Source organism: Deltaproteobacteria bacterium (assembly GCA_019308905.1).
Lineage (GTDB): Bacteria > Desulfobacterota > BSN033 > WVXP01 > WVXP01 > JAFDHF01.
Map to the genome: position 1 here is coordinate 1 of JAFDHF010000022.1, position 19,740 is coordinate 19,740.

General features: G+C 57.5%; 19 protein-coding genes. 5 read left to right on the forward strand and 14 right to left on the reverse strand.

From position 1 onward, the window contains the following. The first annotated feature begins 339 nt into the window (after nucleotides 1-339). On the forward strand, nucleotides 340-1,587 hold the full coding sequence (locus tag JRJ26_08920; protein ID MBW2057598.1) for an MFS transporter: 1,248 nt from the start codon (nucleotides 340-342) through the stop codon (nucleotides 1,585-1,587). Nucleotides 1,588-1,684: 97 nt separating this feature from the next. Here JRJ26_08920 and JRJ26_08925 read toward each other — a convergent pair whose 3' ends face one another. The 5 genes from JRJ26_08925 to JRJ26_08945 all read right to left on the reverse strand — a co-directional run bounded on the left by JRJ26_08925 (nucleotide 1,685) and on the right by JRJ26_08945 (nucleotide 6,452). Continuing rightward, entirely contained in the window at nucleotides 1,685-2,653 is a 969-nt protein-coding gene (locus JRJ26_08925) for a branched-chain amino acid ABC transporter permease (GenBank protein MBW2057599.1), read from the reverse strand. Beyond that, complete coding sequence (locus JRJ26_08930) at nucleotides 2,650-3,537, reverse strand: branched-chain amino acid ABC transporter permease (GenBank protein ID MBW2057600.1); 888 nt, start codon at nucleotides 3,535-3,537, stop codon at nucleotides 2,650-2,652. The genes JRJ26_08925 and JRJ26_08930 overlap by 4 nt, the downstream gene beginning before the upstream one ends. Before the next feature lie 31 nt (nucleotides 3,538-3,568). After that, nucleotides 3,569-4,279, reverse strand: coding sequence for an ABC transporter ATP-binding protein (locus JRJ26_08935; protein MBW2057601.1), 711 nt, complete (start codon nucleotides 4,277-4,279; stop codon nucleotides 3,569-3,571). Between the two features lie 25 nt (nucleotides 4,280-4,304). Beyond that, nucleotides 4,305-5,018 (reverse strand): ABC transporter ATP-binding protein, encoded by a 714-nt coding sequence (locus JRJ26_08940; protein MBW2057602.1) that lies wholly within the window; start codon nucleotides 5,016-5,018, stop codon nucleotides 4,305-4,307. A 93-nt stretch (nucleotides 5,019-5,111) separates the two neighbouring features. Next, entirely contained in the window at nucleotides 5,112-6,452 is a 1,341-nt protein-coding gene (locus tag JRJ26_08945) for an ABC transporter substrate-binding protein (protein ID MBW2057603.1), read from the reverse strand. A gap of 325 nt (nucleotides 6,453-6,777) precedes the next feature. Between JRJ26_08945 and JRJ26_08950 the strand changes: the two genes are divergently transcribed. After that, on the forward strand, nucleotides 6,778-7,581 hold the full coding sequence (locus tag JRJ26_08950) for an epoxyqueuosine reductase (GenBank protein ID MBW2057604.1): 804 nt from the start codon (nucleotides 6,778-6,780) through the stop codon (nucleotides 7,579-7,581). On the opposite strand, the gene JRJ26_08955 is transcribed toward JRJ26_08950, so the two are convergent. The 9 genes from JRJ26_08955 to JRJ26_08995 all read right to left on the reverse strand — a co-directional run bounded on the left by JRJ26_08955 (nucleotide 7,573) and on the right by JRJ26_08995 (nucleotide 16,435). Next, nucleotides 7,573-8,616, reverse strand: coding sequence for a proline racemase family protein (locus tag JRJ26_08955; protein ID MBW2057605.1), 1,044 nt, complete (start codon nucleotides 8,614-8,616; stop codon nucleotides 7,573-7,575). The genes JRJ26_08950 and JRJ26_08955 overlap by 9 nt on opposite strands. 68 nt (nucleotides 8,617-8,684) lie before the next feature. Then, nucleotides 8,685-10,136, reverse strand: coding sequence for a trimethylamine methyltransferase family protein (locus JRJ26_08960; GenBank protein MBW2057606.1), 1,452 nt, complete (start codon nucleotides 10,134-10,136; stop codon nucleotides 8,685-8,687). Between the two features lie 227 nt (nucleotides 10,137-10,363). Further along, the gene (locus JRJ26_08965; GenBank protein ID MBW2057607.1) at nucleotides 10,364-11,149 is read right to left on the reverse strand and encodes an NAD(P)-binding domain-containing protein; all 786 of its coding nucleotides are present in this window, start codon (nucleotides 11,147-11,149) and stop codon (nucleotides 10,364-10,366) included. Between the two features lie 165 nt (nucleotides 11,150-11,314). Continuing rightward, nucleotides 11,315-12,322, reverse strand: coding sequence for a 4-hydroxyproline epimerase (locus JRJ26_08970; GenBank protein ID MBW2057608.1), 1,008 nt, complete (start codon nucleotides 12,320-12,322; stop codon nucleotides 11,315-11,317). 31 nt (nucleotides 12,323-12,353) lie between these two features. After that, nucleotides 12,354-13,235: a dihydrodipicolinate synthase family protein gene (locus JRJ26_08975; protein ID MBW2057609.1), complete on the reverse strand. Its 882-nt coding sequence runs from the start codon at nucleotides 13,233-13,235 to the stop codon at nucleotides 12,354-12,356. Between the two features lie 107 nt (nucleotides 13,236-13,342). Then, on the reverse strand, nucleotides 13,343-14,110 hold the full coding sequence (locus JRJ26_08980; GenBank protein MBW2057610.1) for an amino acid ABC transporter ATP-binding protein: 768 nt from the start codon (nucleotides 14,108-14,110) through the stop codon (nucleotides 13,343-13,345). Between the two features lie 7 nt (nucleotides 14,111-14,117). Then, on the reverse strand, nucleotides 14,118-14,807 hold the full coding sequence (locus JRJ26_08985; protein MBW2057611.1) for an amino acid ABC transporter permease: 690 nt from the start codon (nucleotides 14,805-14,807) through the stop codon (nucleotides 14,118-14,120). Between the two features lie 64 nt (nucleotides 14,808-14,871). Next, nucleotides 14,872-15,540: an amino acid ABC transporter permease gene (locus JRJ26_08990; protein ID MBW2057612.1), complete on the reverse strand. Its 669-nt coding sequence runs from the start codon at nucleotides 15,538-15,540 to the stop codon at nucleotides 14,872-14,874. 76 nt (nucleotides 15,541-15,616) lie between these two features. Beyond that, nucleotides 15,617-16,435 (reverse strand): transporter substrate-binding domain-containing protein, encoded by an 819-nt coding sequence (locus tag JRJ26_08995; protein ID MBW2057613.1) that lies wholly within the window; start codon nucleotides 16,433-16,435, stop codon nucleotides 15,617-15,619. 385 nt (nucleotides 16,436-16,820) lie between these two features. On the opposite strand from JRJ26_08995, the gene JRJ26_09000 reads away from it, so the two are divergent. From JRJ26_09000 to JRJ26_09010, 3 genes are all read left to right on the forward strand, one after another. Further along, nucleotides 16,821-18,077: an aconitase X catalytic domain-containing protein gene (locus JRJ26_09000; GenBank protein ID MBW2057614.1), complete on the forward strand. Its 1,257-nt coding sequence runs from the start codon at nucleotides 16,821-16,823 to the stop codon at nucleotides 18,075-18,077. Next, nucleotides 18,068-18,490 (forward strand): DUF126 domain-containing protein, encoded by a 423-nt coding sequence (locus JRJ26_09005; GenBank protein MBW2057615.1) that lies wholly within the window; start codon nucleotides 18,068-18,070, stop codon nucleotides 18,488-18,490. Before JRJ26_09000 ends, JRJ26_09005 begins: the two co-directional genes overlap by 10 nt. Before the next feature lie 116 nt (nucleotides 18,491-18,606). Then, nucleotides 18,607-19,710 carry a mandelate racemase/muconate lactonizing enzyme family protein gene (locus tag JRJ26_09010; GenBank protein MBW2057616.1) on the forward strand — a complete coding sequence of 368 codons (1,104 nt, stop codon included), beginning with the start codon at nucleotides 18,607-18,609 and terminating at the stop codon, nucleotides 19,708-19,710. The last annotated feature ends 30 nt before the right edge of the window (nucleotides 19,711-19,740 follow it).

The window sequence follows — 19,740 nt, forward strand, 5'->3', positions numbered from 1 at the left end:
CACCGCGTGAGCTCAGGAGCGAGGGGACAAGGGTGTTCTCCTGCCAAGACAGAAAAAGATCGTGAAGTCATATACTTGCAAGAATCCTGGGCCGAAAACTCAGGAAACTCCACGAGGAATCTTCAAAAGGATCTCCGTATCTGGGGGAATCCCTTTGTTCGGGGCGGCACCGCGGAAGCTGCTGGGTATGCACGGAGGCTGAGCGGGAGGAGACCTAGGTGAGACACACGATCTCAGATACGTGGTTGACAGCTTTCCGCTTCTCCTGCTAAGTTTCATGGGTGCTGATCTCGAGGCGGGGATTCCCAGCACGGTGACACCTGGAGAAGGGAGGTCTTCTTGAAACCCCGTTTTTCCTTCTCTCCTGCCAGTCAGGTGCTCTTGCTGACCTGGCTCTTTTTCGGGATGTACTACCTCAACAGATTCAACTACTCTGCCGTTATTCCCCTGGTCAGGGCGGATCTGGGGATCTCCAACGCCCAGGCCGGTGGATTGATGGCCTTCTTTTTCTTGACTTACACCGTCTTCCAACTGCCCTCGGGTTACCTGGGGGACCGCTTTGGGCCGCGGAAGGTGCTCACCCTGGGCGCCCTCGTCTCGATCGCGGGAAACCTGATCTTCAGCCGGGGGTCAACCTTTCCGGTTCTTGCCCTAGGCCAACTGATCAACGGGTTCGGTCAGGCCATGGGATGGAATTCAGCCCTCAAGCTTGTGGTGAGTTGGTTCCCCCGGGCGAGGCGGGGAACGGTGATCGGGCTGTTCGCAACCTGCATAACAGGGGGCAGTAGCGTGGGAATAAGGGTTTCCGGGCTTATCGGGGACAGGATAGGCTGGAGGAGCTCCTTCGTCATTCCCCCTGCCATGATGGCGGTGGTGGCCGTGGTTTTCTGGATTGTGGTCAGGGATCGTCCACGAGACAGAGGCCTTCAGGATTTCGATGACGAGATTCACATCGAGAGGCTGATCGATAGTGACCCCAGGTCGACCCTCTCGGTGGTCTTGACCCACGGCACCCTATGGGTCGTGGCCATGGTCTACTTCTGCCTCGTTTACGTGCAGTTCGGCTCGCTGGTGTGGATCCCGTCGTTTCTCAAGGAGGGGTACGGGATGTCCGTTGATCGGGCCAGCACGGTCTCCTTTCTTGTCTTGCTGCCAGGGGTTCTCGCCTCTCCCGTGGCTGGATTCGTCTCGGACTTCTGGTTTGGTGGAAGGCGGAAGCCCCTGATTCTCGTAGGGCTCCTCGTCTTGTCGGCGTCGGCCTTTCTGCTTTCTCTGACCGTGGGTCTCACCTTGGCCACCCTTCTGCTGGCCCTTCTGGGGTTGATGATCCTGGTACCCGATATTCTCCTGGCCGCCTATCCGTCGGATCTTCTGTCCAGGCGATTGTCGGCAACCGGCATGGGATTTCTGGCAACCTTCACGAGTGCTGCTGGTATCCTTACTACCCCAGTCTCGGGAAAGATCGTCGACTCCTTTCACTCCTATGGAGCCCTCTTCTTTTCGTTCGGAGCCGTTGCCCTTCTGGGGGCATTTCTGGCCCTGTTTATCAGGGAAAAAGAGTCTCCAGGGGTTGTGCAAGGTAATTAGGAGAGGGTCCGGCGGGTAGGGGAAGACGAACGGACCGGCAGCGAGATTATGAAAGACCGTCGATTCACAGGGATCTCCCCCAAGTCTCGCCCCGCCCCTACCAGATGTACTTTTTGATGGTCGAAAGCCCCTTCGGAGCATAGATCATCACGGCGATCAGAAGGGTACCGAACATAACCAGGCGCCACGCTCCGAGCTCCCGGAAATACTCCTGAAACCCGATGAGCAGAAAACCCGCGAGGATCGAGCCCCAGAGTGTGCCCCTGCCCCCTACATAGGCCATGGTAAGGACCTCCACGGTTCTGGGTACTCCAAACTCGGTCGGTTCCGGGGTGAGGATGCCGATGTAGTGGGCATAGAAGGCCCCTATCACACCGGTGAAGAAGCAGGCCGTGGTAAAGTTGATCAATTTGTACTTGGTAGCACTGAGGCCGAGGGTTTCCGTGGCCAACTGGTCCTCCCGGATGGCCTTAAAGGAGAGGCCGATCCTGGAGTGGACCATCAGGGATGCAGCTCCGTAAATAATGATGACGAGGAAAAGGAGCAGGTAGTAGTAGGGAAGCAACTGTGCCCTTGAGAAGTCAAGGCCGAAGAGATCGGGCAGGGGGTCGACGGCCAAACCGAGCATTCCCCGGGTGTAGCCGGGGGTATTAGAGATGGTGAGTCGCAAGACCTCGGCGATAAACCATGTGGCAAGCCCCACAAAGATGCCCCTCAGCCTGAGGGTCACCACCCCGGTAAGAAACCCGAGAGCACCAGAGGCGACCCCCCCGATCAGCAACCCGTACCATGGGTTGATCTCGTAATGCAGTGCCGCAAGAGCCGATCCGTAAGCCCCCGCACATATGAATCCCGCAAAGCCGAAATTGTAGAGGCCGGCATAACCGAGCTGGAGATCATAGGTGACCCCCCATATGCCGAACATCAGGGCCGATATGAAGACGGTTGTGATGAAGCGATTTTCCCTCCACATCAAGGGGACCACGATAAGAAAGGCAAGCACAAGGGCCACCTTCACGTATCGGGAAGCGTTCATTCCCTTCTGGGGACTTCCAAAGAGACTCATGGTCGCTCCCCTGCCGGGGCGAAGAGCCCCGCTGGTCTGAAAATCAGCACCGCAATGACGACGGAGGTGACGATCACGTTCTGCCAACCCCCTGCCAGAAAGAACATGGCATAGGCTTCCATGAGCCCCACCAGGATACCCGCCGCGACGGCCCCCTTGATATTTCCGAGCCCCCCCAGGATGACCACCACGAAGCTCTTGAGAACAGGGCCCATCCCCGCGTTGGGATTGGCGGGGAAGAGAGTGATCAGAAGGGCCCCGGAGATCCCCGCCAGGGCGGCCCCGATGCCGAAAGCAATGGCGTACATTCTGCTGATGTCGATACCGAGAGTCTGAGCGGCTTCCGAATGCTGGGACGTGGCCCGGATGGCCTTTCCCATGTCCGTGTATTTGATGAAATACCAGAGCAGCCCCACGGTGAGCAGCGCCAGGCCAAGGATCACCAGATGATCATAGATGAAGACGACTTCCCCAATGACCACCTGACCGCTGACCAGGTTTGGAATCCCCCGCTGAACCGCTCCGAAGATGATGAGGGCGAGGTTCTGAAAGATCACCATGAGGCCGATGGTCAGCACAAAGGCATCCATGAGCCATTCCCGGCCGGCTTTTCTGCGGAGGGTAGAGATCAGGCCCTTCTCGAGGATGATCCCTACGATGAAAAGCCCCACCCCTGAAGCGAGGATGCCCACCGGAAAGGGGAGCCCCAACATGGCAGCCACAAAGTACATGATGTAACAGCCGATCATGAAGAGTTCCCCGTGGGCGAAATTGACGATTTCCATGATCCCGAAGATCAGGGAGAGGCCAACCCCCATCAGGGCGTACATCGATCCCCTAACCAGGCCGAGGACGAGGAGCTGAATAAAGATATTGAATTCCATCTTCCCTATACCCTCTCAACAGGAGTCCCTGTCAGATCCACTCCCTGATGATGTCCTCTATTGTATCGACGAATCTCTCCTTGGGGCCGTGGTGGCTGTTCCGTCCCAGGCGGAGCACGTAGATATAGTCGGCTACCTCCACACACTTGTGGACCTTCTGATCCACGATAAGGATGGTGAATCCCTGCTCCTTCAGCCTGACTATCTCTTCGTAGACCGTGTCGACCAGTTTGGGCATCAGCCCCACCGAAGGTTCATCGATCAGAATGGTACGGGGACGTGTCATGGTGAGCCGGGCTATTTCGAGCATCCGCTGCTCGCCACCGGAAAGGGCGCCTGCCGGCATCCTGCGCTTCTTCTTCAGAACAGGATAGTACTCGTAGACCTCGGCCAGGGCCCTGTCAAGAGCTTTGCGGTCATTCCTCATGATCCAGCCACCGAGCTCCAGGTTCTCCTCCACGGTCATGGTCGGAAAGACGCTGTGTCCCTGGATGAGATGGGCGATCCCCTGACCGAGCATCTGATCCGGTTTGAGCCCCTTGATCGATTTGCCGTGGTGGAACACATCCCCCTTGCTGGGATAGAGGTATCCGTAGATAGTCTTGAGAAGCGTCGACTTTCCAGCCCCGTTGGGACCGATGATACCGGTCAGGGCTCCCTCCCGGGCAACGATGCTGACATCCGTCAAGACCGGGACCTCCTTGACATAGCCGGATGTGATGTTCTTGACCTCGAGAGTCATGATCGGTTCGTTTCCCCTTCGGGCGTCAGTGGCCCAGGTAGGCGTCGATGACCGCAGGGTCGTGGCGGATTTTTTCAGACTCTCCCTCGGCGATGGATTTTCCGGCTGAAAGGACGGTCAGATACTTGCAGAGTTTCATGACCGAGGGGATGTCATGGCTGATCAGAAGGAAGGTCTTTCCCCGGGTTCTGTTCAGCTCGAAAGTGATCTCGATCAGCCGCTCGATGAGAGCCGGGTTGACCCCGGCAAAGGGCTCATCCAGCAAGACCACCTCGGGATCCGCCATCATGGTTCGCATGAATTCCAGAAGTTTCTTCTGGCCCCCGGAGATCTCAATGGCCAGCTGGTCTTTGAGGTGGGCGAGGTCTGCCATTTCCAACAACTCCAGAGCCTTTTCCTCGCCCTCCTTCTTCGACAATCTCTTGGGAATGACGGGGACCATCATATTCTCCATGAGGGTCATCTCATTGAAGATCCGGGCGACCTGAAAGGTCCGGCCGATCCCCATGGAAGCGATCTGATTGGGTTTCAGCCCTGTAATGTCGCGGCCCCTGAAGCGGACGGTGCCGCGGTCAGGACTGTAGACCCCGTTGATCACGTTGAACATGGTGGTTTTCCCAGCCCCGTTGGGTCCGATGACCCCGTGGATTTTCCCCTCCTCCACGGTGAGGGAGACTCCATCCAGAGCGGGAATACCGCCGAAATGTTTATGGACCTGATCGATCTCCAGAAAGGCCATTGTGTTTTTCTACAAGACTGCAAGCCCCCCTGGAGGGGCTTGCGGCTCGAGGAAGCTAGCAGGGGTTCTCTTCTGATTACTCTAATGAGAAGCCTAGATCCATGGCGGCGCCTTGAACTCGGCGGTAGCCAGATCAAGAGGCCAGAGTATGTTGGGTTTCCCCCCGAACATCTGGACCATGGGAAAGAAGAAGCCCTTCATGAAGCCGCCGGTCCGGATGTCGTTTCTCGACAGCTGGTGGAGGGTTCCCTCTTCGGAGAAATCCTTCCAGAAGTCATTGTAGGTGGCGAAGTCGTAGAGCTGCCATACCCCTTTGTATTTCACCTTTTCTCTTACATGCTCTACCAATTTCTCGAAATTCTTGATGGTCCCCGCCTCGTTGAGGATCTTGATGGCCATCCGGGTATGATCATAGGGCTGCCCCGAAGGCGCGATGCCCGCCTCCACCCCGTACTTCGCCTTGAACCGCCTCATCCACTCCTTCTGCTCGGGGCTGATCGGATAGGGTGAGTCCATACAGAGCGCGTAATCTGAGGCTTCCATGGTATTCTTGTACCACTCGGCGGTCCAGGTCAGCCCGTGAGCCAGAAGCAGCGCCTTCAGGTTCATGGCACGAACCTGCTTGACGAAGTTATACATGGGCACACCACCCGTCTCTGTCACGGCGACGACCGAGACCCCCGCGGCCTTGTACTTGGTGATGATAGGTGTGAATTCGGTCTGGTCGATGGCGTTGACGTCGTAAGGCATGACATCGAAGCCGGCGGTTCTCAGGCTGACCACCAGAGCGTCGCCCCATCCCCTTCCGTAGTCCGTATCCTCCACGATGACCGCTGCTTTCCTGTTTGCCGGTCTCCAGAGGCCTTTTTCCATGAAGTATTTAAGGGGCGGGCCGTAGAGGCCGGCAAAGACCGGAGGTGAAGCCCAACCCTTGAACCAGCCGCGATACTTATGCGGATGGTCGTTGATCTTGAAGTTGATGTACTGGGACTCGCCCTGGTGGCCGATATGGACTATCTTGAGGGCGGCTTCCGCGTCCATACAGGCCATGGCCACGGAAGAGTGCCAACCCGTCACCATCATCTTGACTCCTCGATTGACGGCATGGGTTACAGCCTTGACCGCTTTTTCAGGGCTCGACTGGCTGTCCACCCAGACGGGTTCGATGTCCATGGTCTTCCCATCGACCCTCACAGGGATCTCCCCTGCCGCACGGGCGTCCTCCAGTGCCATCTTGATGCCCCTCTTGAACTGGTCCCCTGTCCGGCTCGCAGGACCGGTGAAAGGTCCCATGAACCCTATCTTGAGCTTCTTAGCGGCCTGAGCCTCCTTTGGCAAGCCCACCGAAAGCACTCCTCCCGCGGCGGCCGCCACGCCCACGGTCTTAACGAAGTCGCGCCTTGTCATTCCCTTTTCTCTTTCCTCATCTGCCATGGTCATCCCTCCTTTTTCCTTTCTCCAGATTCTTCCTCACAAGAGGCAACCGGAATCCTTTGCTTTTTCACCTCCTTCAGGCTGACATTTTCGCAGAAAAGCAGAAACCGAAGCGCACCCACTAAAACCTGCCCCATTTTTCCACACCCAGACCTCGATTGTCAAGGAAAAAAACTCGTGGAGTTTCCCGACCTTTGGGATACCCTGAAGTCAAGGCACTTTCGGACATACCACCCGAAAACCGGGGAGCTCCTCCCGGCCGGCTCTCCTTCCCCATGGAGGAGAGCTGTGGTAAGCTTGGGCATTTCTGCCGGTGAGGTGAACGATGGAGAGACGGGCTATTGAAAAGATGATCAGGGAGTTCATCGCCTCTTATTCGAGCCGGAGGAGAGTCGAGACCGCTTGGCGCGAACCGGTAGTCGGTTTTGCAGCGGCGGATGATCCGCTGTTCCACCGGCTCAAGGAGGTTGTACGGCCCACGCACGCTACCCCCGGTGAACTACTGGCCGGAGCCAAGAGTGTGATCGCCTATTTCATACCCTTTGCCGAGGATCTCCACAGGGAAAATCACGAGAGCGGGTATTACTGCTCCAGGAGTTGGGCCGTAGCATATGTTGAGACCAACAGGCTCATTTCGGAGATCAACGAGTACATCAGGGAGGAGCTGAGATCGGAAGGCTACAGGGTGGCCTTGGTTCCGCCCACACACAATTTTGATCAGGAGAGCCTGATGAGTGACTGGTCGCACAGGCATGTTGCTTACGTGGCCGGGATAGGGAGGTTCGGAGTTCACAACCTCCTCATCACCGAGAAGGGGTGTACTGGGCGCATCGGCAGCCTTGTGACAGACCTGGTTCTGGAGCCCACGGCCAGCCCAAGGGGAGAGTTCTGCCTCCAACGGGCAGGCTACGACTGTCTGGAGTGCGTCGAGCGCTGCAGGTACGGTGCCCTCTACCCTGATCGGTACGACCGCCATGCCTGCTACCGCCAGTGTCTCGCAAATGACAGGCACTACAGTGATCTCGACCTTACGGATGTGTGTGGAAAGTGTTCTGCCGCGGTCCCCTGCAGTGTGACCAATCCCGTCAGAGAGAGGGATCAAGCCGGGGAGGAGGGCCTTTCATCGTGAGCTGGCAGACCGAGAAGAGGCCCTTCTTCCCACAGTAAATCCGTACTTGACGGGATCTCTTGGATCCACGAGAAACTGATGGATCCCGGTGATATACGCCTCCCCTTTAATGACCGGATCCACGGCGGCGAAATCACCCACCCTGGCCTCCCGGACGAGTCTTCCCCTGAAGCGGGTCCCGATGATGCTCTCGTTGGTGAATTCCTCGTTGAGTGCGAGCTTCCCTCTTCCGTAGAGGGTGGCCATGGCCGCCGATGTTCCAGTGCCGCACGGCGAACGGTCCACCTGCCCGTCTCCGAAGATGACAACGTTCTTTGAGAACGCCTTGGAAGGATCCGGTTTGTCGTATATCTCCGTGAGTTCCACAGTGGTGATGTGCTTCTCCGTGGGATGCTCGATCTTGACCTTCTCGTTTACCGCCTGTTTCACCATCATTCCCAGGTGGATGAGCCTTGAGATGTTCTCCGGTTGTACCGAAACCCCCAGGGCCTTTGCCGGTGTCATGGCAAAGAAATTGCCACCGAATGAGACGTCGATGGTGATTCTGCCGACCTCCGGGAGGTCGAGCTCCACATCCCTTGCATAGAGGAAGGAGGAGACGTTGGCCAGAGAGACCTCAACAACCCGGTCCCCGTCGATCCTCGCGTGGCCTTCCACCAATCCGGCGGGTGTGTCCAGTGCGACAACGGTTTCCGGTTCTTTTGGTGGAATCATTCCCATCTCTATCAGGGCTGTGGTGATGCCGATGATTCCATGACCGCACATATCGAGGTAACCCGTATTGTCCATGAAGACGACCCCGTACTGTCCTCGGTCGGTGGTTGGGGGAGTGAGGATTGCCCCGAACATGTCCCGGTGTCCCCTGGGTTCCTCCATGAGGAGCGCCCGGAAATGGTCCAGATGCTCCGCCATGTACTTTTTCTTTTCGGCCATGGTGGCGCCGTGAATGGTCGGGAGCCCGCTCAAAACGATCCGGGTCGGCTCTCCTGCCGTGTGGGTGTCGACTACCGAAATGGTATGGATGAATGTCGCCATCTCCCCTCACTCCTTTCTCTTCGTGATCTTGTCTTCCTTCAACCGACAACTGACAGCACCAAATCGTGCTATGCATACTTCCTGTCTGCCCTCGCAATGATGGCCTTGAGCTCTCGGACCTTCTCCTCCTCCATGGGAGGGGCCTGGTGGGTCTCAAGGATCTGATGGACCCTGTCCCTGACTCTTTCGGCCATGGTCTTGCGCCCGGCCTTGTCCCAGTCTTCCAGGTTGCTCCGGTCGATCAGGCGGGGCATCCAGATCTCCTCCTTGAAATGGGAGATGGTGTGGTCATCGTCCAGGAAATGTCCGCCCGGCCCCACCCGGGAGATGACGTCCAGTGCAAGGGTGTCCTGGTTGACTGAAATACCGTTCAAGATTCTCTTGACCATGGAGATCGCCTCATCCGCAAGGACCAGCATATCGAGAGACCCCAGAAGACCGGATTCCAGATACCCCACATCGTGGATCAGGTTGGCCCCGGATTGGGCTGCCATGAGAATAGACAGGCCTGCCTCCAGACCTGCCTGCTCGTCGAGTGTCTTGGCGTCGCTGCAGCCCGCGGTCGAAAAAACCGGTATTCCCAGTCGCTTGGAAATATCCGTAAGGGCTGCATCCAGGAGCAGAAGCTCCGGAGCGCCATAGGAGAAAACCGTGGTTCTCATGTCGAGAGCCGTGAAGACACCTCCCATCACAAAGGGAGCCCCGGCCTTCCTGAGCTGTGAGACGACGAGTCCTGTCAGGGTGTCGGCCAGCCCTTCCACCAGAAGGCCTGCCAGGGTTACCGGGGCCGTACCCCCGGCGCTTGGAGCAGGGACATAGACGATAGGGATATCCCTTTCGGCGGCGATGGTCACCTTTTCAACCGCTTCCCTGGAATGGACAAGGGGTGAGCTCGGCTCGGCATAGATGGCGAAGAGCGGGTTCTGCCTGAAGTTCTCCTCTCCCCCGACGATTACACTTGCCATCTCGAACTGATCGATCAGCCCCCGGCCGTCCACTGCCGTGATCACGAGTGGTTTCGTCGTGCCCGTGGCCATTGCCAGGAACTGGTGTCGGTCGTAAGATCTGGAGGGGACGTCGGAGACCAGGCCGAGGGACATGAAGAAATCGATGTTTGGAAGAGCGTCGGCCACCCGTGCGGCATTTACGACGTCCCCGAAAACCGTCTTTCTCCGCCTCCCCGTATCAGGATCGATGAAAAAGGGACAATCAGAACCCGTACCGAAATGGATTCTATCCTTCTCGAGAACCACACTCCTCTTGCCGTCCCGGCGGGCAAGGACAATCCGGCCGGGTGCAGTGTTGAGGGCTTTTTTCACCATGAAGGAGGGTATTTTTACGAGAATCCCGTCTCCGGTTTGGGCCCCGCCCCCCTTGAGCAGTTCCACGGTTTCTTCATCATGGATCTTGACGCCCACCCTTTCCAGGATTTCGAGGCTCCCGCTGATGATCTCCTCGATCTGGTCTTCTGAAAGGACCTGAAAACGGGGCGTCACGTTCTCCGTATAATTGACCCTCATCTCCGCTTCTCCTCCTGTTGTTGGTTTCAGAAATCAGAGACGGCACGGAACCGACTGAGACTCTGGCCATCGAATTCCCAGGTATTATACCACGGTCTTTCAAAACCCGCTTTGCCTGAAAGACCGTGAGGCCCGTAGGCTTGGATCGCAAACCTGTGAGGATCGCCAAGAATGTCAAGGTCCTCGCTTGGGAGGTCTAAAATGCAGGTTTCCACCAGCCCGAATGGCTATTGGCGTTCAAGGCGGGGCTCGCCGAGCCTGACAATCACGGAATTCAACGCGTTCAAAAATGCCTCGTATCCGCCCAGCCTGCGGATCTCTGCCAGGGCCTGCTCGTTGAGACCTCCCGGCGTGGTCGCCCCGGCTAACAGCTCGGAGAAGTCCCCGTCAGACACTTCCGTCGCGAGAACCGAGAGGGCATGGAACATCGATGCGGTGTACGGCCCGGCGATCTGCCTGTCGACGCCGGCACGTGCCGCCCATCGGGTCGCCTCCTCGATGAGGGCGTAGAAGGGGGCGATAAGAGCAGTAAGGGCCCAGAGGACGTTGAGGTGCTCTTCGTTGGCAACCGCGATCGGCTTGCCGGTCCTGCCAAAAAGCTCGAACACAACGGGATTTTCGGGATAAAGCAGGATCGGCCCCAGATGCCGGGCCACTGGCGGCAACGGGACGGCCCTTGCCACGTCCCTTGCCGGAGCGACGAGTCGTCTCACCTGGTCGATGGGTGTGAGGGCGATCAGAGAGACGACCGTCTGGTCTGACCGGAAGCGGATCTCCCTCAACACACCGGATGCTATTTGTGGGAGCACGGCGAGGAAGACGCAGTCAGTCCCATCCACCACGGCCTGGTTGTCCGGCGCGACCTCAACCTGCAAGAACCTTGCTGCAAGCCCCGCCGCCTTCTCGGGATTCCGGGGCGACACGAGGATCCTTGCGGGCGGCTTCTCAGCCGTGCACAGCCCCTCGACAAGGGCACATGTAATACTGCCTGTTCCGACAAAACCGAGCCGCATTGCGTCTTTTTCCTCGCCGGGACGTTCAATCTGTTCGAATCGTTCGATCGTCCTTTCTTGCAGCACTCGTTCGAATCGGACCGGCTAACGAATTATTCTCGCGGTCCAGTGAACGAGGCTCGCCGTCCTTATCGAACAGGGGCACCATCTAACCACTCTTTTCTCTCACCCCAGGAGGAACCCGTTTCTATGGGGATCGTCCGGGTCGATCAGGAGCTGATTGATACCGGTGATGTGGGCGCTGCCGGTGACTTCGGGGATCACGGCAGGGTAGGGGCCCACTCGGGTCTCTTCGACTACCCTAGCCCTAAAGAGGCTTCCGATGATGCTCTCGTGGACGAATTCCTCGTTGAGTTTCAATTCGCCTTTGGCATAGAGGGTCGCGACCTTTGCCGAAGTGCCCGTCCCGCAAGGTGAGCGGTCGATTCCGCTGTCGGCGAAGAAGACCGCGTTCTTGACATGAGCGTCCGCCGCGGTCGGCTCCCCGTAGAACTCCACGTGGGTGCATGAGTTGACAAAGTCCTTTTCCGGGTGCTGGATCCTGACCTGGGCATTGACGGCGTCCCGGATCATTCTGCCCTTTTCAATGAGTCTCCCCGCATTCTCGGGGCGGATCTCCACGCCCGCAGAGGCGGCCGGGACTATGGCATAAGGATTCCCCCCGTAGGAGACGTCCATCTTGATCTTTCCCAGCCCGGGCACGTCGACTTCCACGTCCCGGGCAAAGACAAAGGAGGCGATGTTTCTGAAGGTGACCGCCTTGGCCACCCCATCCTCCACATCCACCCTGACCCGGGTCAAGCCCGCCGGCGTATCCAGGGTGATGTGGGTCACCGGTTCCTCTACCTCGACCATTCCCGTCTCCACCAGGGCGGTACACACTCCGATCGTATCGTGGCCGCACATGGGCAGGTACCCCCCGGTTTCGATGAATACGACACCGATATCCGCCTCGGGATGGGTGGGTTCAGTCAGGATGGCGCCCGACATGACACTGTGGCCCCGGGGTTCGAACATCAACGCAGTCCGAATCCAGTCCATGTGATCTCTCAGGTACTTCATCTTCTCGACTACGGTCCTGCCCGGGATATGGGGCAGGCCTCCGATGATGGTCCTGGTGGGCTCTCCACCCGTATGGGTGTCTATTGCCGAGAAGATCCGCCCCACTCTCATGGCTGATGCCTCCTCTCTGTTTCGGCTTCAATCAGATGCCGAGAGGCTTCAGGGCCTCCTTCAGTTCCGCCATCTCGGAGTCGGTGAGAGGCAGGACAGGTTTGCGGCAAGGCCCCACTTTTCTACCCGACAGATTGGTTGCGGCCTTGACCGCGGCGTTGTAAACATGGGTCAGGAAAAACAGGTTGGCCGGGAACATCCGTTTCCAGAGGGCCGTTGCCTCCACGAGCTTTCCGGAGACGACGAGATCGTAAAGCTCCACAGACTCCTTGGGCATGGCGTTGGTGGCCCCCCATACGCAGCCGGGGCATCCTGCCACGAGGCTGAAGTAGGTGATGCCGTCACCCCCGTTGAAAACCCCGGCCCTGTCGCCCGCCACGGCGAGCAACTCCTGGATCCGCACGAGGTCGTTCATGCTGTCCTTTATGTACCGGACGTTATCGATCTCGAGGAGGCGCTTGAACAGAGCAGGCGTGACGTCAAAACCCGAACATTCCGGGATGTTGTAGACCATGATGGGGGTATTGATGGCTTCTGATATCTTTTCGAAGTGATAGTACACGCCGTCGTCGTTTGGTCCCTCGAAGTAGGGCGGCAGGATAAGGAGCGCGTCGGCTCCCACCCCTTCGGCGTGCTTGGCGAACTCGATGGCATCCGCGGTATTGATCGCCGATGTCTGGACCATGAAACCGGCGCGGCCGTCGATATGCTTGGAGGCGATCTCGGCGATTCGTTTTCTCTCTTCGGGCCGCAGGTAGGCAAACTCGCCGGTACCGCCACACACGAGAATTATGTGGACACCAGCCTCGAGCATTGAGTCCATGTGGTTTCTCAGGGCTGTCTCATCAAGCTTCTCGCCGCTCTCATCAAAGGGTGTACACAGTGCTACGCAGACTCCTTTCAGTTCCTTCATGATAACCTCCTTTTGGTGCTGTTGGGTTTGTATTGGATACTGATCTGTTCGATACAGACTGTCAAATCCCGGGTTTTTTGGGTCCCAGGAACCTCCGGCGAAAATTCTCACCTACTCACAGAGCTTTCCTCCCCGCTGAGGTGTTGGGTCACCTTGCTCAGGAACCTCTTGGTTCGTTCCATTCGCGGTTTGAGCAGCAGGATATCCGGCGGTCCCTCTTCGACGATTACACCGCCGTCCATGAAGATCACCCGATCGGCCACCTTGCGGGCGAAGAGTATTTCATGAGTTACAAAGATAATCGTGATCTCCTTTTCCTTGGAGAGCTTCTCCACCACGTCCAGGACCTCCCCGGTCAGTTCCGGGTCAAGGGCAGAAGTGATTTCGTCCAGCAAGAGGACTTCGGGTTCCATGACGAGTGCCCTGGCGATGGCGACCCTCTGCTGCTGTCCCCCGGAAAGCTGCGAGGGGTAGTTGTCGATCTTGTCGGACAGCCCCACCTTGTCAAGGACACTCAACGTCCTCTGTCTTGCCTCTTCAGGATCGAGATGGAGTACGATCCTGAGGGCCAACTCCACGTTTTCATATGCCGTGTAGTGGGGAAACAGGTTGAACTGCTGGAACACGATGCCGATTTTCTGTCTGATTCTACGCAGCGTCTTGCGGTTGGAGTTCACGATGGAGGTTCCTCCAACGACTATGTCTCCGCTCTGGATCGGTTCCAGTGCGTTGAGACAGAAAAGCAGCGTGGACTTCCCGCATCCACTGGGTCCGATGACGATGAGCTTTTCGCCCGCCCCCACGGTCAAGTCGAGGTCCTTCAGCACATGGAGCTTTCCGAAATACTTGTTGACTTTCTTGACCTCAATTTTCATGCAAGCCTCATCCTCTCTTCCTCAGTCGGGCTTCGACCCGCTGGCTGAACTTGGATATGGGGAAGCAGATCACAAAATAGATCGCCGCCGCCATGAACCAGGGAGGAAGAGGATCCAGAGTTCTGCGGCCGATGATACCGGCGGAAAATGCCAGCTCTATAAACCCTATGGTTGAGACCAGAGAGGTGTCCTTGATTACTCCGAGACATATTCCGATGTAGGGAGGAATCATGATCCTTATCGCCTGGGGGAAGACGACATACCGGAGGGTCTGAAAGTAGCTCATCCCGAGACTCTGCCCTCCCCACCACTGGGTCTTGTCTATGGCCTCGAGACCCGATCGGACCGCCTCGCTCACATAGGCTCCCTGGTACAAGGCCAGAGTGGCAATGCCCGCGAAAAAGACGGAGGTTTCGATTCCCGTGAGCGGGGGTACCGCATAGTAGACCATGTAGACCTGCAGGAGGAGAGGAGTCCCCCTGATGACGTCTACGTAAAGAGCCGTGAGCCCCCAGAGAAAGGGATTTCTCTTTACGATCCTTGAGGACCTGATCCAGCCGACGACAGCCCCGATGCAAGAGCCTATGCCGATCGCCCCCGCCGAAAGACCGAGGGTAATCACCGCCCCCTTGAGGAGGTACCATATATCATAGGGCGACAGGTGAAGCAAGCTCTTCGTAAGGGTTGCCAAATCCAACTTATCCGTCCCTTCCACATTCCGGCAGGTCCGTCAAGGAACGGATCCTACCGGAGATCAGCCGTCAAACGTATTTGTATTTGAAGATCCTCCTGTCGAGGAAATCGGAAAGAAGAACCACCCCTTTTGACAAGACGATGTAGATGATCACGACTACGATGTATGTCTCTATAGACCGAAACGTGTGGGCCTGCAGGTAGACAGCCTCGTAAGTGAGATCCCTGACTCCAATGATCATGGCCAGAGCAGAAGCCAGGATGGAGATGACGAACTGGTTGCAAAGGGCCGGGAATACGATCCCCATGGAAGGAACAATGACCACGTAACGGAAAACCTGCAGCCGGCTCATACCCAAAGATATTCCCGCTCTCCTCTGTTCTTCCTTGATCGCTTCAATCCCGGCCCTGATGATCTCTGTGAGGTAGCCGCCATTGTTTACACCCAGGGCGATGATAACGCACAGGAAAGGTGAAAGATCGACATGGAGTGCCCCAAGGCCGAAATACCACAGGTAGAGCTGCACCAGAAGGGGGGTGTTCCTGATGATTTCGACATACCAGGAAGACAGAAACCTGGCCGCGCCGTTCTTGGAGTTCCTGGAAACCGCCCCGATTGTTCCCAGAATGATCCCGATGGTGATTCCCAAAAGAGCGATCTGCAGGGTGGTAAGAGCCCCGCTCAGGAAGAGGTGCTTGTTCACCCATATGCTTCTGAAGTGGAAGACGTAGTCCATCGGTTATCTCTGTTTCAGTGGGCCACCTGGGGTGCCGGCCCGTGAACAATCGACACCCCGGACGGCCATGCCTCGGCTATTCGTATGCCGGTTTGACGGGAATGTAGGGCATGTTAAATTCCTTGTGGAGTTGCTTTATTTTTCCTGTGATATGCATGTCCCAGAGCCAGGTGTTGATCCAGTGGAGCCAGGTGAAATCGCCGTGCCTGACTGCGAGCCCCGTCCATTCGTTGAAGTACCCGGGACGAACGATCTTGAACTTTCCCGGGAACTTGGCCATGACCTCGCCGAACCAGATGTCTGTTTCGGCTATGGCATCGACCTTTTTCTGCTTCAAGGCAAGGAGCTGGTCTGCATTGCTGTCGTAGGAGATGTAGTCGATTTTGATCCCCTTGTCCTTGAAGTAGTTCAAGAAATAGATCTCAGGAGTCGTTCCTCTTACGGTACCGATTTTGTAATCCTTGCAGTCGTCGAGTGTCTTGATAGGGCTGTCTGCATGGGTCAGGACGAACATCGCTCCTCTTCTGTCCGGTATGGTAAAATCGACAGCCTTGGCCCTCTCCGTGGTTATTGTGAGACCGGCGCTGCTGACATCTATCCGCTTGGCCACAAGGGCCGGAATCCTGTTGGCCGAGACGGTCTCTATGATCTCGAGCTTCACCCCCAGTGCCTTTGCCATCTCCTCGGCCAATCTCACGTTGAAACCCTTGGGGTTTCCCTTCTCGTCTCTCCATCCCAGGGGTGGAAAATCGAGCATGCACCCGACCCTCAGGACGCCCCGTTTCTGTACTTCGTCCAGGAGGCTCTGGTGCTCGGCAGAAGCAATAGGGACCATCCCTGCTACCAAGAAGACAAGACACAACAGACCGACCATTGTCCCGTGAAATCTTCTCATCGCTTTCTCCTTTCTTATTCGGTTAATAGCCTTTGCCTTTTCCCAAAAAACCGGAACTATTCTCTGCTGCTCACCTCCTTTCTCCGGGGGTAAAGCCCCCCGTGTTTCTTGTGAGAAGGCGTAGCGGGGCATGGCTTCCTGGCGGTCGTCTTTGAAGAGCATCGCCCGGGTTCCCCCTGTTCCGTTTTCCTATAGCATGGGTCGATATTCGTTGTCAATCGGGTAATGGAGGAAGACCGGGGGCGCCGGTGTAAATATTGAACTATTGAATCTTTTACGGTATGATCCCATATTGCCTCGGGTTCGATGCCCTTGCACGGGGGATTCCTTTTGCCTCTGCGCCGGGCCAGGGCGATATGGAAGGGCAGACGAGAAAGGGAGTTCCATGTACTTGACAGACCAGGAGAAGCGGATTCTCGACGGCAGGCATGGGGAAGCACGGCGCATGGCCCTCTCGATCCTGGTGGACCTCGGGGAACTGTTCGGTGCGGAGGAGATGATGGCCGTCTCTCAGGTCCACATAGACAGCTCGGTCTATATGGTGGATGCAGGGATCGAGTTTGCCCAACGGATGGTGGAGCTGGGAGGCAGGGTAGCGGTTCCCACTTCCCTCAATATCAGTGCCGTCGATTTCGAGAGATGGAAGGAGTACCGGGTTTCGGCGGCACTTCTGGAAAAGAGCAGGAGCCTTGAAAGGGCCTATCTGGAGATGGGGGCTGCTCCGACCTGGACCTGTGCCCCCTACCAGCAGGGGATGATCCCGCGGTTCGGCGAGCAGATCGCCTGGGGCGAATCCAATGCCATCGCCTTTGCCAACTCGGTCATCGGGGCCAGGACAAACCGGTATGGAGACCTCGTGGACGTCTGTGCCGCCATCGTGGGCCGGGTCCCCAGATTCGGGCTCCACCTTTCCGAAAACCGGAAGGCCGAGGTGCTTATCCGCCTGAAGGGTATCTCGGGGGAGATGTTCTGCGACAGGTCGATCTATCCCCTCCTGGGCTTCCTGCTGGGGGAGATAGCCGGGGACAGGATTGCCGCCATGGAGGGGATTCCCAGGGATGTGGACGTGGACAGCCTGAAAGGCTTCAGCGCCGCTGCGGCCTCTTCCGGGGCAGTGGGTCTCTTCCACTTGATCGGCGTGACACCGGAAGCCCAGACATCGGAGATGTGCTTCCAGGGGGCGAAACCGGCTGAGGTGGTCGAGATCACGGCCGGGATGGTTCAAGACGCGGAGGAGAGGCTCTGGACTGCCAGGGGAGAGAGGGTGGACCTGGTGGCCCTCGGCTGCCCCCATTTCTCTTTCATGGAGTTCAGGGAGTTGGCCCGGCTGGTAGGAGGGAGGAGGATCCATCCCTCCGTTGTTTTCTGGGTCTTTACGAGTCGAACGGTCTACGGGTGGGTGAGAGGGAGCGGGCTGCTCGAGGATCTGGGCCGGGCCGGAATAGGGGTTTTCACCGACGGCTGTCCCTTGCAGATCCCCACTGATTCGTGGAACTTCCGTGTCATGATGACCAACTCGGCCAAATCCGCCAACTACTGTTATTCTCAGACAGGGCTTGACGTGGCCTATGGAAATCTGGAAGACTGTGTCGAAACAGCCGTTCATGGTAGAATCCGCAGGGGGCGGCCCAAATGGAGATGAGACTGAGGGGATACCGTGTGGTCTCTGGAAGGGCGAGAGGTGAAGTGATCGTGACCTCACAGCCCATCAGCTTCTGGGGAGGGGTCGATCCTGCAACGGGGCGGGTCAATGATCCACGCCATGAGCTCTTCGGGCAATCGATTGCAGGCAGGGTGCTTGCCTTCCCCTTCGGCAAGGGGTCGAGTACGACCTCACTCATCATTCTCGAGTTGACGCGAGTGGGAAAGGCCCCGGCTGCCATCGTCAATCTGCGAACCGAACCTATCCTGGCGGCTGGTCCCTTGGTTAGCAGGCACTTCTACGGCAGGGAGATTCCTGTCATGACATTGGATCCGGAAGACTTTGGAAAACTCAGGACAGGACAGCATGCAGAGATCGATGCAGATGCATCTGTGTTGACCATAAAGGATTGATCATGCCGGGCCGGATCGTCTTGAGGCGCCTCCATGGAGGTGGGGGGGGGGCGTTCAAGACGTGAGGAGATGCCATTTTCGCGCAATGACTGCCGACTGCGGCCAAGGAGGAAACAATGAAGATTACACAGATCGATGTCTACCAGGTTACCTATGGGTACCTGGAAGGCAGGTATGCCTGGTCCGGAGGCCATTCGGTCTCCTCCCTGGTGAGTACGATCGTCAGGCTTTCCACCGACGAGGGAGTCAAGGGGTTCGGAGAGGTCTGTCCCCTCGGCTCGGCTTACATGGCTGCCTACGCGCAAGGGGTGCCGAGCGGGATAGGAGAGCTCGCCCCTGCATTGATCGGTCAAGACCCGTGTCAGGTAAAGGCGATCAACGACATCATGGACTCGGTCATGGTGGGCCACAACTACGTCAAGTCGCCCGTCGACATAGCGTGCTGGGATATCCTCGGTCAGGTGACGGGCCTCCCCGCCTGCACTCTCTTGGGGGGGCGGTATGTGGAGGACTATCCACTCTACCGGCCGATCTCCCAGCAGACTCCGGAGGAGATGGCCCATGATGTGACACGGTTCAAGTCCGAGGGGTACGGGCGTTTCCAGCTCAAGGTCGGTGGAGATCCGGACGAGGATATCAGACGGATCCGGGCGGTTCTCAGGGTGCTTGAATCGGGTGACATCCTCGTGGCCGATGCCAACACGGGCTGGCTTATGCACCAGGCTATCCGTGTGGTCAACGGGCTCGTCGGAGAAGACCTCTATATCGAGCAGCCCTGCCTCAGCCTGGAGGAATGCCTCGTCGTTCGGAGGCATACCCGTCTCCCCATGGTCATCGACGAGGTGATTACAGGGGTGGGACCCCTGGTGAGGGCCTATGAACAACAGGCCATGGACGTGATCAACATCAAGCTCTCGAGAGTCGGTGGGCTGAGCAAGGCCAAGCAGATCCGTGACCTCTGTGAGACCCTGGGAATCGTCATGACCCTGGAGGACAGCTGGGGCGGAGACCTGACCACCGCCGCCATAGCCCATATCGTGGGGAGTACCCGGCCCGATTTCTTCTTCACCTCCACGGATTTCAACAGCTATGTGGACGTCCGGTTGGCCGAGGACACACCCACGCGGAAGGACGGAAGGCTGGCCGTTCCCTCAGGCTCGGGTCTCGGAGTCCACGTCGATGAGAAGGCACTCGGCAAGGCGGTGTTGACCGTAAAATAGTGCAGCCAGGGGGCGGTTTCCGGCTTGGTG